The organism is Paludibaculum fermentans, from assembly GCF_015277775.1.
GTDB classification, from domain to species: Bacteria; Acidobacteriota; Terriglobia; order Bryobacterales; family Bryobacteraceae; genus Paludibaculum; species Paludibaculum fermentans.
Genome location: NZ_CP063849.1, coordinates 7,486,119 through 7,501,989 on the forward strand (window position 1 = coordinate 7,486,119; position 15,871 = coordinate 7,501,989).

12 protein-coding genes are annotated in these 15,871 nt (G+C 61.5%); 9 read left to right on the plus strand and 3 right to left on the minus strand.

What is annotated here, in order from left to right; all coding sequences use genetic code 11:
* Positions 1-41 precede the first annotated feature (41 nt).
* Positions 42-2,087, minus strand: coding sequence for an alpha/beta hydrolase family protein (locus tag IRI77_RS29630; RefSeq protein ID WP_194448573.1), 2,046 nt, complete (start codon positions 2,085-2,087; stop codon positions 42-44).
* Between the two features lie 40 nt (positions 2,088-2,127).
* On the opposite strand from IRI77_RS29630, the gene IRI77_RS29635 reads away from it, so the two are divergent.
* Complete coding sequence (locus IRI77_RS29635; RefSeq protein ID WP_194448574.1) at positions 2,128-2,646, plus strand: gamma carbonic anhydrase family protein; 519 nt, start codon at positions 2,128-2,130, stop codon at positions 2,644-2,646.
* A 10-nt stretch (positions 2,647-2,656) separates the two neighbouring features.
* Positions 2,657-3,901 (plus strand): histidine--tRNA ligase, encoded by a 1,245-nt coding sequence (gene hisS, locus IRI77_RS29640; RefSeq protein ID WP_194448575.1) that lies wholly within the window; start codon positions 2,657-2,659, stop codon positions 3,899-3,901.
* 495 nt (positions 3,902-4,396) lie between these two features.
* Here the strand turns inward: hisS and IRI77_RS29645 are convergent, their stop codons facing one another.
* A complete protein-coding gene (locus IRI77_RS29645; protein ID WP_194448576.1) occupies positions 4,397-4,852 on the minus strand; it encodes a hypothetical protein in 456 nt (151 codons plus the stop codon).
* A 174-nt stretch (positions 4,853-5,026) separates the two neighbouring features.
* Between IRI77_RS29645 and IRI77_RS29650 the strand changes: the two genes are divergently transcribed.
* From IRI77_RS29650 to IRI77_RS29680, 7 genes are all read left to right on the plus strand, one after another.
* Positions 5,027-6,064, plus strand: coding sequence for a 3-keto-disaccharide hydrolase (locus tag IRI77_RS29650; protein ID WP_194448577.1), 1,038 nt, complete (start codon positions 5,027-5,029; stop codon positions 6,062-6,064).
* A gap of 257 nt (positions 6,065-6,321) precedes the next feature.
* The gene (locus tag IRI77_RS29655; RefSeq protein ID WP_194448578.1) at positions 6,322-6,927 is read left to right on the plus strand and encodes an RNA polymerase sigma factor; all 606 of its coding nucleotides are present in this window, start codon (positions 6,322-6,324) and stop codon (positions 6,925-6,927) included.
* Positions 6,928-7,280: 353 nt separating this feature from the next.
* Complete coding sequence (locus IRI77_RS29660; protein ID WP_194448579.1) at positions 7,281-7,469, plus strand: hypothetical protein; 189 nt, start codon at positions 7,281-7,283, stop codon at positions 7,467-7,469.
* A 30-nt stretch (positions 7,470-7,499) separates the two neighbouring features.
* Positions 7,500-8,357: a hypothetical protein gene (locus IRI77_RS29665; protein WP_194448580.1), complete on the plus strand. Its 858-nt coding sequence runs from the start codon at positions 7,500-7,502 to the stop codon at positions 8,355-8,357.
* Positions 8,358-8,396: 39 nt separating this feature from the next.
* Positions 8,397-9,206 carry a TIGR03435 family protein gene (locus IRI77_RS29670; protein WP_194448581.1) on the plus strand — a complete coding sequence of 270 codons (810 nt, stop codon included), beginning with the start codon at positions 8,397-8,399 and terminating at the stop codon, positions 9,204-9,206.
* Positions 9,207-9,220: 14 nt separating this feature from the next.
* Positions 9,221-12,130 (plus strand): TonB-dependent receptor domain-containing protein, encoded by a 2,910-nt coding sequence (locus tag IRI77_RS29675; protein WP_194448582.1) that lies wholly within the window; start codon positions 9,221-9,223, stop codon positions 12,128-12,130.
* 21 nt (positions 12,131-12,151) lie between these two features.
* Complete coding sequence (locus tag IRI77_RS29680; protein ID WP_228486384.1) at positions 12,152-14,212, plus strand: VWA domain-containing protein; 2,061 nt, start codon at positions 12,152-12,154, stop codon at positions 14,210-14,212.
* 134 nt (positions 14,213-14,346) lie between these two features.
* Here the strand turns inward: IRI77_RS29680 and IRI77_RS29685 are convergent, their stop codons facing one another.
* Positions 14,347-15,162, minus strand: coding sequence for an energy transducer TonB (locus IRI77_RS29685; RefSeq protein WP_194448583.1), 816 nt, complete (start codon positions 15,160-15,162; stop codon positions 14,347-14,349).
* Positions 15,163-15,871: the final 709 nt, after the last annotated feature.

Below are 15,871 nucleotides of genomic sequence, written 5' to 3' on the forward strand. Positions count from 1 at the left end.
ATGACGATGGCAATGCAGGGCGATGACGTTTGCGGTTCGAGCTACGGCTTCTTCGTCCACTCCTCCACCCAGTCCAGGAAGGTGGAGTACCACAACAGCGAGTTCTGCGGTTTCAGCACCCAGTGGCCCTCGTCCGGGAACACGAGCAGCTTGGAGGGCACCTTCTGTGCCTGCAGAGCGGTGAACAACTGGAGGCCCTGGCCATACGGCACTCGATAGTCCAGTTCGCCGTGGATGACGAGCGTCGGCGTCTTGAAGTTGGCCGCGCTGCGCGAGGGCGACCACTTGTCGTACATCTCCTGGTTCTGCCAAGGGAAGCCCTTGAACTCCCAGGTGGAGAACCACAGCTCTTCCGTCTCACCGCCCATGCTGGAGAGATCATAGACGCCCGCGTGGGAGACCAGCGCCTTGAAGCGGTTGGTGTGCCCGGCGATCCAATCCACCATATAGCCGCCGTAGCTGCCACCCGAAGCGGCCATGCGGTCGCCGTCGACATAGGGCAGCTTGGCCACGTAGTCGGCCACAGCCATGATGTCTTCGTAGGCGCGTCCGCCCCAGTCGCCGTTGATGTCGTCGGTGAACTTGGTGCCGTAGCCGGTAGATCCCCGCGGATTCGGCATCACCACGACAAAGCCGGCCGTGGCGAACACCTGCTGGTTCCAGCGGTAGCTGAACGATTCGCCCCACGCGCCCTGCGGACCGCCGTGAATCAGGAACAGGACCGGATACTTCTTGGACGAGTCGAAGTTCGGCGGTTTCAGCAGGAACGAGTGAACCTGCCCGCTCTCCGCGCCGGTGACCGTGAACTCCTCCAGCTTGCGCAGGTCGTGGCTGGCCAGGAACGCCTCGTTCAGCCTGGTCAGGGGCTCCGGAGCGCCGCCCGAACTGGCCGCCTTGTAGATCTCGGTCGGGCTGGCGCCGGTCACCTCGGTGTAGATGAGCGTCTTCCCGTCGGCGGTGAACTGCAGGTCGTCGACGTGCGTCGCGCCCTGGGTCATGGACCGCACTCCTCCGCCGTTCACGGAGATCAGTTGCGCCTGCTGGCGGCCGCGGTCTTCCACGGTGAAAGCCAGCCGGCGGGAGTCGGGATGCCAGGTGAAACCGGTGACATGCCGGTCCAGATTCTCGGTCAGCACGTTGATACGGCCGGATTCACGATCCATCACCACCAGCCGCCAGCGGTCGCTCTCATAGCCCGCGCGAACCTGCATGCGCCACGCAATCCACTTACCGTCGGGCGAGTACTGTGGGCTGGCGTCGGCTCCGGGACTGGTGGAGATCTTCTTCGGTTCCACGCCGTCGGACGGGCCCTCGATCGGAATCGTGTAAAGCTCCCAGTTGGTACTGGTGGCTTGGTCTTCATCCAGGTTGGCCGCGTAGCAGACTTCTTTCCCGTCCGGCGAGATGGCATAGTCGCCACCGCCGCCCAGCGAGAAGGGCGGCACATCGTACTTGAAGCCAGGGGTGAGATCCTTTACCGCTCCGCCATCCACCTGGGCGGTCATCAGGTGCTTCACCCGCTTGCCGCGCCACGCGGTCCAGTGCCGGTACAGCAGGCTGGTATAGGTGCGGGCCTTGACCTTATTCTTCTCCTCCGCCGCGATCAGTTTCGCATTGCAGGCGTCGTCGGCGTTGCATTCGGGGTACACCTCACTGGTGAATACCACTGACTTGCCGTCCGGCGCCCAGATCACCCCGTCGGCCTCGCTGCTCAGCTTCGTGACCTGCCGGGGATTCCGCCCATCGGCGTCCATAATCCAGATCTGGCCGGAGCCGCCCCGGGTAGAGATGAATGCGATTGATTTGGAGTCCGGGGAGAATCGAGCGCCGGTATTCCGGCCTTCTGTAGTGAGCTTGCGTAAACCGGTTCCGTTCGGCGAGACGATCCAAAGCTGGCGATCCTGGGCGTTCTTGTCGACGTCCACTTCGCCGACGGTAAAGACAACGGCGTGTCCATCAGGGGCGACATTCGGCTCCGAGATTCGCTTTAACTTCAGCATCTCGGCGGCGGTGAATGGCGCCTTCTGTGCATGGGCCGCCACATTCGCCAATAGCAGCACCGCCGTGAACAGCAAACAGAGCTTCATACTCTCGATGATACGATGGTAGTTTCTTGCGGGAACATCTATGATTCGTCCTTATCGGGGTATCTACCCCAGGATTGCCCAGACCGCCTACGTCGACCAGGCCTCCACTGTCATTGGAGATGTCACGATGGGCGAGCGTTCGTCCGTATGGCCCAGCGCGGTGCTGCGCGGCGACGTGAACAAGATTGTGATCGGTGACGAGACCAACATCCAGGACGGCTCCGTGCTGCATGGAGAGCTGGACCGGTACCCCGTGATTCTGGGGAACCGCGTGACCGTTGGCCACATGGTCTGTTTGCACGGCTGCGTCGTGGAAGACGACGTTTTGGTCGGAATTGGCGCCATTGTCCTGAATGGGGCGAAGATCGGGCGAGGATCGGTGATCGCCGCCGGCTCGCTGGTGCCCGAAGGCATGGAGATCCCGCCGGAATCGATGGTGATGGGCGTGCCGGCCAAGGTCCGCCGCCAGGTGACGGAGGAGGAGAAGGCGCGGTTCAAGGAGAACGCCCAGCGCTACATCCGTTATCGCCAGGACTACCGCGACGAAGCGGCTCACTAAACAAATCCAAATGATCAAAGCAGTCCGAGGGACCCGAGACATTCTGCCGCCTTCATCGGCCGTGTGGAACCACGTGGAAGCCGTCACGCGCGAGGTGTTTCGCTCATTCCATTACCATGAGATCCGCACGCCTATCTTTGAAGAGACGGCCCTGTTCGCCCGAGGCGTGGGCGAAGAGACCGACATCGTCTCGAAAGAGATGTACACCTGGGACGACCGCGACGGCTCGTCCATCACACTGCGGCCTGAGAACACGGCGTCGGTGATCCGCGCCTACATCGAGCACCGTCTGGACCAGATCCCGGGGCTGACCAAGCTCTATTACATCGGGCCCATGTTCCGGCGCGAGCGCCCTCAGAAGGGGCGCTACCGGCAGTTCTCGCAGATCGGCGCGGAGTGCATCGGCACGGAAGCCCCGGCCGTCGACGCGGAAGTCATCGAACTGGCGATGGAGATCCTGACGCGCTGCGGCGCGCAGAATCCAACGCTTCTATTGAACTCCGTGGGCTGCAAGAAGTGCCGCCCTGTTTTTGTGGAAGCGTTGCGCGAGCGGTTGCAGTCCGTGAAGGACACCATGTGCACAGATTGCCAGCGCCGCGCGGATACGAATCCGTTGCGTGTGCTGGACTGCAAAGTGCCCGAGGATCAGCCCATCATCGACGCGCTGCCGTCGATCCTCGACTACCTGGACCCGGAGTGCTCAGCGCACTTCGAGACGGTGAAGTCGCTGTTGTCGGCGCGCGAACTGAAGTACGAGATCCGGCCGCGCCTGGTGCGCGGGCTGGACTACTACATGCGCACGACCTTCGAGGTGACGCACGGAGCCCTGGGCGCGCAGAACTCGATTCTGGGCGGCGGGCGCTACGACGGACTGGCTGAGTCCTTGGGCTCGAAAGTGCCGGCGCCGGGCATCGGCTTCTCGATCGGCGAGGATCGTCTGGTGATGGCTATCGAGGAGCAGACAAAGGCCGAGGACCTGGCAAAGCTGGATGTGTTCCTGGTGCCCATGGGCGGCGCGGCGGTGAAGCATGCGGCCCTGCTGGCCCGCGATCTGCGCCGCGCCGGCAACGTCGTCGAGGTCTCTACCGATCACAAGCTGAAGCGCGCCATGGAGACCGCTAATAAGCTGAAGGCGCGATATGCGCTGATTCTTGGCGACAACGAGATCGAAGCCGGGGTCTATGCGTTGAAGAACATGGCTACGGGTGATCAGCAGAATTTGACCAGGGAGCAACTCCCGTCGGCGCTGCTGTAGAGGCGGCGGGATTCAGGCGGGGAACGAGCATCCTCCGACCGGTCCCGCGTAACCTAACCATACTCATCAGGAAGTGCCGGTGCCAGGCCGCAACCCGCACGCCATACGGTGACCCCCTGTACGCTTGCGGCGTGGGCTGGTACCGTTATCGCGTGGGTTTCATCGAAGGAATACCAGCCTTACTTGTGGGGATTGTATTGATACGTTTTGCCAGTCAACTCGCCTCGTTGCAGCGCGATTGTTCGCGGGGCCATTCTCGGTGGGCTCGGTACTACTTGACCTTTCGAACTTCACCCCGGTTCTTCGAATCAGATCGCGGGGTGTTAATCTTGACCTACTTCTGGCGATTCTGTGGGGGCTGCTGGGTGATCTCGGGCGTTGTCCTTGCCGCCGGAGTAGCCCCACCGCTTCTCCTTCGGCCTTAAGTGTGGTTCGACAGCAGGCCGGGTCGATGACGGCGCGGCCCCTAAACTTTGTTTGCCAACAGGCATTCGGCTATTGCGCATCGCGCCGTTTGTATCGGCGAATATGCTCTTCGAAATCGCGCTTCTGTTCAATACTGCGAACGCCCGGATCGATTCCCCCGTTCCCTGGCGGTTCCCAGGTCCGTTGATCTTCCGAGCGCAAGAACCAGACGCCTTTTTCGCCGAAGAGCTGACCGATTCGTGGCGGTGGCCATGTTTGACAGACAGCCCACCCACATGTGAACTGATACCGGATTTGGCGCTCCACGGTCGAGCCATACAGAATCTCATCAACTTTCAGAGATCCGGAGACGTGCCAGCCATCCAACCACGGATACGTCCACCCCTGAGAATAAGTAGCAACCACGATTAGCTGGGCCTGGCTGGCAATCCAGTATTTCTCCGTCGCTCCTGCTGGTGCTGCGATGCAGCTGAGTGCAAGGGCTGCGACAGTCACCTTCCAAGTACCTCGGGCCAGCGAGCTCATCTGCCTTTTAGAGTTCAATCGATTCGTGGAAGTTCCCATCGAGCGCTTCGCACCAGAGGGGGGCTGTGGATATTTGGGAAGTTTGGAAGGCGTCCGGCTTGTTTCTGAACAGCCCGCCGCTCTGCCGGAGCACGGCCACCTCGCCAATCCAACCAAACACGCTACACTCTGCACATGAATCAGGGATGCTACGCCCTCCTGCTGCTCAGTCTCACTGTCCCGGCCCCCTCACAAACGCCGGACCACTTCACCGCCGAACGCGGGGTGCGGGACACCATCGGCCGCTACTTCGTGGCCTGGCAGGACGGCAACCGCGAAACCCTGGCCTCCCTCACCAGCCCGGCCTCCACTCGCTTCAGTTCCGGTGGAACCCGCCTGGGCAACCTGTTCGGACGCACCACCGGCGACAAAAGAAAGATCGCACACTTCATCCGCCACCTCGAATTCCTGCGCCCCGACGTGGCGGTGGCCGTCGGCCTGTGGCGAGACACAACTCCCGGCGCGCTCTACTCCTCCGGAGCCTTCAATTACACACTCATTCGCGAGGGACCGTCCTGGAAACTGGCCACTGTGCACGAGACGCTGAATCAGCCGCTTCCTCTATTGGACACTTCTGCCCCGGCCGAACCCCTCAAGCAGGATGGAGACTGGGAGATCCTGTTTGACGGGCAATCCGGTGGGCACTGGCTGACCCTGGTCGGAGCTCGCGACCTCGGCCAATCCTGGCGGGTGGCGGAGGGATGCCTCATCTCCGTGCCCGGCAGCCAGGGCGCCGACCTCCGCAGCGACCGCGAATACAGGTCCTTTGAGCTGCGCTGGGAATGGATGGCGTCCGCGCGCAGCAACTCCGGCGTGAAATACCGGTTGTTTGGCGCCGACACCATCGGCTTTGGACCTGCCCGTTATGCCGCCGGATGGGAATACCAGATGGCCGACGACGCAGGCGACCCCGGAGCCCGCGTCGACGACCGTCAAAAAAGCGGAGCACTGTACGGCGTCGTCCCCGTCTCCAAACCGGCTGCCCGGCCGGCCGGCGAGTGGAACGAGTCCCGGTTACTGGTCACGGACGACCACGTGGAGCACTGGCTCAACGGAGTGATAACCGCCCGCTATCCCGTGGACTTTGCCTTCGACAGCCCCGTCCTGCTGCAGCATCACGCGTCCGAGGTCCGCTATCGCAACATCCGTCTGCGCAGGATCCCTCCAAACTGACCATCCTCAGTGGAAGCCCACGCATCGCGGCCGCCCTGGGCCGGGGTCTGCTATCGAAATGGCGGCCACGGCGCCACCTCGCATAACTGCGCGCCGTCCCTGCCGCGGGCTCCCAGTTCGGCTCGGCCTGCTGCGCCCTGGATGGAGGCAGGAGAAAACTGAGCGAGCCCCACTTCGCGATGATCCTGGTCCGAAAATGAAAATATTCCTGGATCCAGGAGAACTAATTCCAGTCTCGCGGTAATCATGGAAGACAGATGATCTGGCGCAGGGCACGCAAGCGGGCTGATGAATCGACGTCCGAGTGCGATCTGCTCGACTCGCTTCACACTGGCAGCGAAGAGGCCATGGGCGAACTCTACCGTCGCCACGGAGGGTTGGTCTATCGCTTTTCGTTGCGGTTGGTGCAGGACGAATCCCTCGCCGAGGAAATCACGCAAGAGGTCTTTCTGGCTCTGCTCAATCAGGCGCACGATTTCGATTCAGAACGCGCTTCGCTCTCAACCTGGCTCTGTGGAATCGCCCGGCGCCAGGCGTGGAAACAGCTTCGGGCGCAGCATCGGCACGCTGCAATGCCGTCCGGCGAAGAGCTCGAGAACATCGAATCTTTGGACGAGGACCCGTCCGAGATTCTCACACGCAGGGAGGCGACCCAAGCGGTGGAGCGGGGCATCGAGACTCTTCCGGTCGAGCTTCGCGAAGTCATTGTGCTCTGTGAACTGGAGGAGATGAAGTACGAAGATGCCGCGAAAGTGCTCGGCATTCCAGTCGGAACGGTGAGATCGAGATTGCATCGCGCCAAGCACCGGCTCGCGGCGCTCCTGAAGGTTGGGCTGGTTCAGAAAAGGGAGGAGGGGCAATGAGGAGTCTCAGGGATGAACTGGAAGACGCACTAGGGGAGCTTCGCTCAAAGCACCGCTCCATCGCAGCGCCTCCAGGCCTGGAACGAAAACTGCGCACTGAGATGCGAACCCGTCGTCCTGCTCGTCCGATGCTCTATTGGCCTCCTGCCTTGGCTGCCGCGGCGCTGATAGCCTTTCTCGTCCTGCGCGTTCCGCCGTCGACCGTAACAGTTCCGGCTCCAGTCCCTCGCACGGCGGCCCTTGCTCCAGAGAAGACCGAATCGCAGTTCCAACCAGTCGAGCCGGTGGCGAAAACAAAGACGGCCGCCGTCCGACCCGTTCCTGCCCCGCCTCTGGACCCAATCTTTGCTTTTATGCCCCTTCCCTCGAGCGAATTTCTATCGCCCCCGCAGACCACGACCATCCTGACGATGCAGTTGAGGAAGGGCGACCTGCGTCAATACGGCCTGGATGTGCCGGCGCCGCTGACCTCTGAACTCGTCCGCGTCGATTTTGTGGTTGGCGATGATGGGCTCGCTCGAGCCATGCGATTGGTTCGATAAGCCGCAAGTTGAGAAGAAAGGCTGAAATTCATGATCCCGTGCACCGATCTCTTCCGCTCCATCATTCTCGTTCTGGTCGTGGGTTGCACTTGGGCTCAGGAACCCGATGACGCGCAAAGGAAAGCAAAGCTGGAAGCGGAGCGCCGCCAACTCGGAACGTCGCCGCGGGCTCAGCCTGCGAGTCCGCGGGACGCCGCTGCGGACTACGCGCAAAAGAGGGCTGCGGAGGCGATGCACTCCGCCGTACTCACACTGGGTGGAAACGGCCCGGTTGTGAAAGACAAACCCTATCGGGCATTGGCAGTCACCGAAACGGTGCGCTCCCTCACCGACGGCAACCGCATCGTCCGGCAAAACAGCACTCAGCACTATCGGGACCGAATGGGGCGAACTCGCCGCGAACAGACGATTGAAACCCTGGGCGGTTCCACTCCCATCACCCCGCTGCGAATGGTTGTGATCTCCGACCCCGTCGCGGGTTTGGACTACATCGTGGATGACTCGCGGATGAGCGTGCGCAAGTTTGCCCGCTATGAGTCTGGATCCCCTGATCGGAAGCCAGCCCCTGGTTCGATCGAAAGTAGCCTCGGAACAAGAATGATCGAGGGAATGGAATGCAATGGAACGAGGACCATCGTCACCCTTCCGGCCGGTCAGATTGGCAATGTTCTGCCCATCGAGATCGTGACGGAAAGCTGGTATTCACCCGCGATTGAGGCGCTCGTTCGCTCCACAACGTCAGATCCGCGCTTCGGACAAACCTCCTACACACTGCGGGACATTGTGCTTGAGGAACCGCGGCGATCGCTCTTCGAAACACCACCCGGCTACAAAGTGGAATTCGAGGGACGGCCCGGCGTCATGATGAATCGCCCGGACCGCCACTAAGTTAAAGACCAATCCAGATTGATGCCTGAAGGAGGCCCCATGACCTACCGCACACTACGTGTGTCCGGACGTACGAAAATGAGCGTTCTGCTGCTGCTAGCCAGCGCCGCGCCGCAGCTCGGACTGGCGCAAACCTTGTCCCCTCTTGCCTTCTCTGTCGCTTCCGTACGGCCCAATCAGGCCGGCAATGCGGGCGGGGAAGGCAGCGAACGGGAAACGATCACCCTAACTCCCGCGAACCTGACAATGCGCAACGTGAGCCTTCGCTCCGCCATCCGCTGGGCCTACGACTTGCGTGATTCGCAGATTTCAGGTCCCGGATGGCTGGAGTCCCAGCGCTACGACATCTCCGCGAACACGCCCGGCCAGACAGCCCAGGCCGAGGTCCGTCTGATGTTGCAGAATTTGCTCGCAGACCGTTTCAAGTTGTCGGTTCGCCGCGAAACGAAGGACCTGTCTGTGTATGCCATGACCGTGAAGAGAAGTGGGAAATTGACCATTGCCAGTGGCGGGGCGAACAGCGTGCTGCCAAACGGGGGAGCGATTGAGTTTCACAACTACTCCATGGCTGAGTTGGCGGAGCGCCTGGGCTCGCGCCCTTTTCGGCTCGACCGTCCGGTGGTGGACAAGACCGGGTTGGAGGGCGTGTTCGACTTCAGTGTGAAATTTGCCGATAACGCCTCCGATCTGAAGCACACGTTGGAAGGGATGGAGCAGGGCAGTGCGGACGGAGCTCCCTCCATGATCACGATCCTTCAGGAACAACTGGGGCTTGCCTTCAAAGTTGCCAAGGCTCCTGTCAGCAGTCTGACCGTGGAGCATGCAGAGAAAGTCCCAACCGGCAATTAGCCAGGGCTATTCCAATGGCGTTCACTGCGATTCAACGCGGCACCGTGCTTTTGCTCTCGATCGCGGCGGCGAGCGCCCAGCACCAGGGGGTAGTGCGCTTCCATGGCCAACCTGTGCCGGGAGCAGTGATCACGGCAACGGAAGGTGCTGCCAGACAGTCGACCATCACCAATCGGGAAGGCGCCTATCAGCTACCGGGCCTGGGAGCCGGCGAATGGACCATTCGAGTCGAGATGCAGGGATTTGGCACGCAGGAGCGATTGGTGACGGTAGACGGGAAGTTCGAACCAGTGCAGTGGGCTCTCACGATCGCACCGGATGGGCCCCCGCTGCCTGTCGTCGCCGGTGCCCGCGGAGGTGCTGTCTTGGAAGTGGAACAGCCTACCCTTGTCAATCCTCAGGCTGCCGACAGCATGCTGATCGCCGGCAGCGCCAATAACGCGGCGCGCTCGCCGTTTGCCCAGCCTGTGGCCTTCGGCAACGTTAGGCGATCTCGCCAGGCTCGTTATCACGGGAATCTTGGAGCCATTGTGGGCGACTCCGCTCTGGATGCAAGATCCTTCTCCCTCACCGGACAGGACTCGCCAAAGCCTGCTTACACGCGCTTCACCGGAGTTGCTTCCCTCGGTGGTCCTGCTCGCATTCCATGGATTCCCCACAGTGGCTTTACCTTCTCGGTCAACTACCAATGGACTCGAACTCGCAACGTCACCTTGCTGGCCGGGCTCATGCCGACCGCTGCGCAACGGGCTGGCGACTTGTCCAGCTCTCCAGGGCCTTTCAGTGATCCCGCGTCAGGAGTCGCCTTTCCGGACAATCAGATTCCACAGGATCGCATCACTCCGCAGGCAAGGTCGTTGCTCGCACTCTATCCCCTGCCGAACTTGCCTGGGGGTTCGCGCTTCAACTATCAGGTGCCCAGTGCGAGCGCCATCCACCAGGACAACTTCCAGGCGCGAGTGGATCATCGAATTGGCAATCGTGATCATGTCGCCGCCCGCCTGGATGGGCAATCGTCCAGGAATGATTCTGCGAGTATCTTCAACTTCGTGGATCGGAATCAGGTCACGGGGAGGAACGCCGCAACGACGTGGCGGCACAGCGTCGATCAGCGGCTCTTCTTTACCCTTGGGTTGGAGTTCAGCAGTCTTCGCACTCGCACGATGTCGAACTTCAGCGACCGCGAGAACATCTCCGGCAATGCAGGCATCGCGGGCAACAATCAGGAGCCTCTCAACTGGGGGCCGCCGAACCTGGCTTTCGCGAGCGGCATCGCCTCCTTGTCGGATGTCCCTCCCGCGTTCAACCGGAATCAGAGTGTGGGCATCAGTCAGAAGACGAGTTGGAATCGTGGACGCCACAACTTTCTGGTTGGCGGTGATTTCCGGCGGAAGCAGTTCAACTGGTTGTCGGACGCCGATCCGCGCGGAACCCTGGTGTTCACAGGGGCGCGAACCGGGTCTGACTTCGCGGGCTTCCTGCTCGGTTCGCCGGATTCCAGTTCGATCTCCTTCGGACACGCGGACAAGTATTTGCGCGCCTCTGCCTACAGCGCGTTTGTCAACGACGACTGGCGATTGGCTCCTGGCCTCACACTGAATGCGGGGCTCCGTTGGGAGTACTCCACTCCGCTGACGGAACGCTATGGGCGCCTCGTCAATCTCGATCTTTCTCCCGACTTCACCTCTGCCACGCTTCAACTCGCGAGTGGCGCAAATCGAAACACGGACTTCCCGGCCTCCTTGGTGAATCCCTACCGGCGAGCCGTCGCTCCTCGGGTTGGAGTGGCCTGGCGTCCGCGGGCCGCTTCCTCTCTCGTCGTTCGAGTTGCCTACGGCGTTTACTTCGATACCGCGCTCTACGATGACATCGCGCAGCGGATGGCCCAGCAGCCCCCACTCTCGAACACCTTGGTCGTAGGCAGCAGCGACAGTCATCCGCTCACCATCGCCGATCCCTTTCGGGGCGCTCTTGGCGGAATCTCGAACTCCTTTGCCGCCGATCCGCTGGTCAAGCCGGGGTCCGCACAGAACTGGCAACTCCTCGTGCAGCGGGACATCCCGCTCGGCATGGTGCTGTCCGCAAGCTATCTCGGGATTAAGGGGACTCACACGGTCCAGCAGTCTCTCCCCAATACTTATCCTGCAGGCTCCAGCAACCCTTGCCCCGGTTGTCCCGCCGGATTCGTTTACCTCAGTTCCTCCGGCAATTCGACACGCCAGGCAGGCCAGGTCCAACTGCGACGGCGGATGCGCAGCGGCTTCTCGGCTGACCTTTCGTATGCGTTCTCGAAATCGCTCGACAACTCAAGTCTGGGAGCCGGCGTCCGGGGCGATTCCGGGATTGCACAGAACTGGCTGGATTTTCGTTCGGAACGGGGTCTCTCCAGCTTCGACCAGCGTCACCTGCTGACCGGCCAAATGCAATTCACCTCAGGCATGGGCGCCAGTGCGGGCTCTCTCCTCAGCGGCTGGCGCGGCGCGGCGTTTAAGCGGTGGACGTTCACCACACAGTGGAGTGCCGGCACCGGCTTGCCTCTCAATCCCCTGTACCTTGCTGCCGTACCAGGGACCGGGATCACCGGAAGCCTTCGGCCCGACTATACAGGAGCCGGGCTCTACTCCTCACTCGACGGACACAATCTCAACCACAATGCCTATGCGGTGCCGGTGGCGGGTCGATGGGGCAATGCGGGCCGCAACTCGATAACTGGTCCAAAACAGTTGACCCTGAATAGCTCGATCAGCCGGGTGTTCCAGTTGGGCGATCGCTACAGCGGCGACTTGCGCCTGGATGCCGTAAACCCTCTGAACCATCCGACCTTCCCTGGCTGGAATACTTCGATCACCAGTCTCCAGTTCGGTTCGCCGAGTTCAGCGAACCCCATGCGATCCGTCCAGACGACGTTCCGGGTGAGGTTCTGAATCGTGCGCAGGACACTTCTCGTGAGCCTCCTCGCACTCGCCGCGCAGGCGCAGCAAATCGGGCAAAATGGCGTCTTCCAGAAAGAGGAGGCTGTGACGTTCAAGACGACGGCACGGCTTGTCATTCAGGCGGTAACGGTAAAAGACAAACAGGGAAGGACTGTGGCCGATTTGACGGCGGACGACTTCACTCTCCTCGAGAATGGTAGCCCGCAGGCAATTCGCTTCTTCGATTACGAGAACCTGCCTGAGAACCCCGCCGGGATGGATGCCGTCGCGCCGGGCGCAGTTACCACGGAAAGCGGAAGCAACGGAGGAGACGGCCCTGCTCCAGTTGTCCGTCATAGGAACAGGAGACTGCTCGCGCTGTACTTTGACTTCACAGCCATGCCTGTGGTCGACCGCTTGCGGGCTCTCTCCGCGGCGCAGCACTTCGCCGAAACAAGAATGACAAGCGCCGATCTCGTTACCGTGATGGTCTACGCAGGCGGTTCGGTGCAAGTGGTCCAGGAATTCTCGGGCGAGCCCGGAGCCATCGCGGGGACGCTTCGCACTTTGAGTGCCCAGGCGATTCAGGGCGCTGACGATACGACAGGGATCGGCATGGACGGCGCTACCGGAGCGGCCTTTGGCCAGAACGACGCTGAGTTCAATATTTTCAGCACGGATCGTCAGTTGTCCGCCTTGCAGACGGCGTCGGCGCTGCTGGGCCGCCTCAACGAGAAGAAAGCGTTGGTCTACTTCGGCAGTGGCTTGCGTTTGAACGGAAGCGATAACCAGGCTCAGCTTCAAGCGACCATCAACGCCGCGGTTCGGGCGGGCGTGTCGCTCTGGCCCGTCGATGCGCGAGGACTGACAGCCGAAGCGCCGCTGGGGGATGCCTCGCAAGCTTCACCAGGCGGTCTGGGGGCTTACTCGGGGACCGCTGCACTCAAATCCAATACCTCGCGAGACCGTTCCCAGGACATACTTTGGACCTTGGCCGCCGACACTGGCGGCAAGGCTCTCTTCGACAGCAACGACTTGTCTGCGGGCGTAGTGCAAGCGTGGAGGTCAATGTCCAGCTACTACCTCATCGGGTACTACTCGAGCAATGACGCTCAGGACGGCAAACTCCGCCGGATCCAGATCAAAGTGGGCCGAAGTGCAGCCCTGCAAGTCGACTATCGGCACGGTTACTATGGGCCGCGAGTCTTCCGCAACTTCACCCTCGCTGACCGGGAGCGTCAACTCGAAGACGCCATGATGTCAGGGGATCCGCTGACGGAACTGACGCTTGCGATGGAAATCGACTACTTCCAGTTGAATCGCGCCGAGTACCTCGTTCCACTCACGGTCAAGATCCCTGGCAGTGAACTGACGCTTTCCAGCCGCGGCGGAGCCAGTCATACGCGGATTGATTTCATCGGAGAGATCAAGGACGCCTTTGGCGCTACCGTGCGCAACGTCCGTGATTCCATTGATGTGAAGCTCGACTCTGAAATGGCCGGCGGGTTTGCAGACCACCCTGTCGCCTACGAAACCGCGTTCACGCTTCTTCCCGGGCAATACTCCATCAAATTCCTGGCCCGCGATCTGAACACCGGCAGGATTGGCACGTGGCAGATGCCGTTCCTTGTGCCCGACCTGAATCGCGAGCTCCAAACGGTGCCCATCAGCTCGGTCGTTCTGAGCAGTCAAATGGTTCGGCTCGATCAACTGCCCCACAAAGCGGGGAAGAAGGCCGATCCGGTCCACCCGCTGGTCAAGGATGGCCAAAAGGTGATTCCCAGTGTCACCAGGGTCTTCCGTAAATCGCGCAGGTTTTACTTGGTAGTGGAAGCGTACCCTCACACCGGCCCTGCGGCGCCTCGACTCCAATCGTTCCTGGCGTTCTATAGCGGAGAGAAAAGGGTCTTCGGGACGGGGCCCGTCCAGGCTGCGCAAATTGCTGCCACGAGTCGAGGGCGGCGATTCTCCATCCTGCACGCTACATCCTTAGCCGGCATAGCGCCCGGTGAATATATCTGCCAGCTGACTGTCACGGACTCCGGTGGTGATCAGGCGGCCTTCTGGCAACAACGGATTCTGATCGTGCCCTGAGTGGGTTCAGCCGGTTCTGGTGTGCCGGCTCTACGGATTCGCCGGAAGAGCCGGCACACTGTCAGGCAGTCACAGTCACACGGGCCTCCGCACGGGATCCCCACGGGAGCTGGCTCTTTGCCGGACTTCCCCGCCTACTTCCGCGGCTGGTACGTCACTTCCACCTCGGTTCTCACCTTCACCGGGTGGCCGCCCTGGACCGGGGGCTGATATCGAAATTGCGACCACTGCACCGCTTCACATAGCTGCGCGCCGGTTTCGAGTTCAGAGATTTTCCCGTCCGAACCAATAACGACCTTGCACCGCACCGTTCCTGCCGCGGGCTCCCAAATCGGAGCGGGTAGAGTCGCAGCCCCCTCAACCAGCAGGGCCTTCTGCTTCTCGGCGGGCACGGAGACGACCGTCAGGGCGTCCTCTTTGTCCGCGGCTGCTTTTTCTTCCTTCGTGGCAGGAGCAGACTGGATCTTCGTCACCAGGATGATGGGCCGGGCCGGATACCGCGACACACGGCCGCGCAACGCCGAAGCCTTCACATCGACCTCTTCAAAGGACATGCCTGGCCAGGCTGTCTTGACGACCCGCTCGCAACTCGACAACAGAGGATAGCCGCCCTTGCCCCCATTGGGATCGCCGATCTCGTCAATCATCTTCTGCGCATGAATGCCCTCGACGATGTAGTGCTCCCCGTCGACCACGTTGGCGGTCCGTTTGGAGAACAGCCGGTATTGCTGCATGCCCTCCCAAATGAATACGGAAGGTCCCCCGCCGTTGAGAACGGAATCGCTCGCGGCGGTGGCGATATCCATGGTTCGCAGCTTGCCCTGGACCTTGAATGTCGGGGGGGCGGCCTTCTTCGCTTCACCCGCCGGTGGCGTGCTGGAGCATCCGCTCAAGGCGGCAAACGCAGTCATGACGATTGAGAAACAAACGATGTGTACTTTGCGGTCCATTCGACATGTCCTCGATTTTGAGATGTTTTAGTCCGAACCGAGGCTATCACGGAGCATCCTCGCCTGCAACGGACCCGCCCACGGCCCGCCAGGCCGCCAAAGCAGCAGAAGCCGCAACGAACCCCGACCGTCAAGGAGCAGGCCCCGCCGCGTTGTGAGCCGCGGCTGGCAAGGAGTCCCCATGGCCCTGCGGACCGCCAAAGCGGATGAAGCCGCACATTGAGCCGCGAATGTAAATGAGCGGATAGCCACCGAAAAGCCCCACACCGAAAGTCTCGCGACCCTTTGCCAGCGCGTCTTCAACGGAGCGGGCCACGAAAACCCACGAGTCTTCAATGGAGTCCCCCAGGGCCCAGCAACCCGCCAACGTGGATACAGCCGCAAGTAGCCGCGAGCATGAGTGAGTGGATAGCCCCCGAAAGGCTCCACTCAACTCAGCAGTGCGACCCCCGCTTCCCGTGCGTCTTCAACGGAGTCACCCGCGGCCCGCCTGACCGCGAAATCGAAAGACGCCACGTTCAGAGCCGCGACTGAAAGGAGCGGGCAGCAACGGCAAGCCCTCAACCAACCAGCGAAAGGGGCCGTGCTCCATTCCCGCGAGTCTTCCACGAAGCCCCCCATGGCCCAGTCACCCGCCAAAGCGGACACACCCACAACGAACCCCGACCGTAAGGGAGTCTCAGTATGGCCCTGCGGGCCGCCAAAGCGG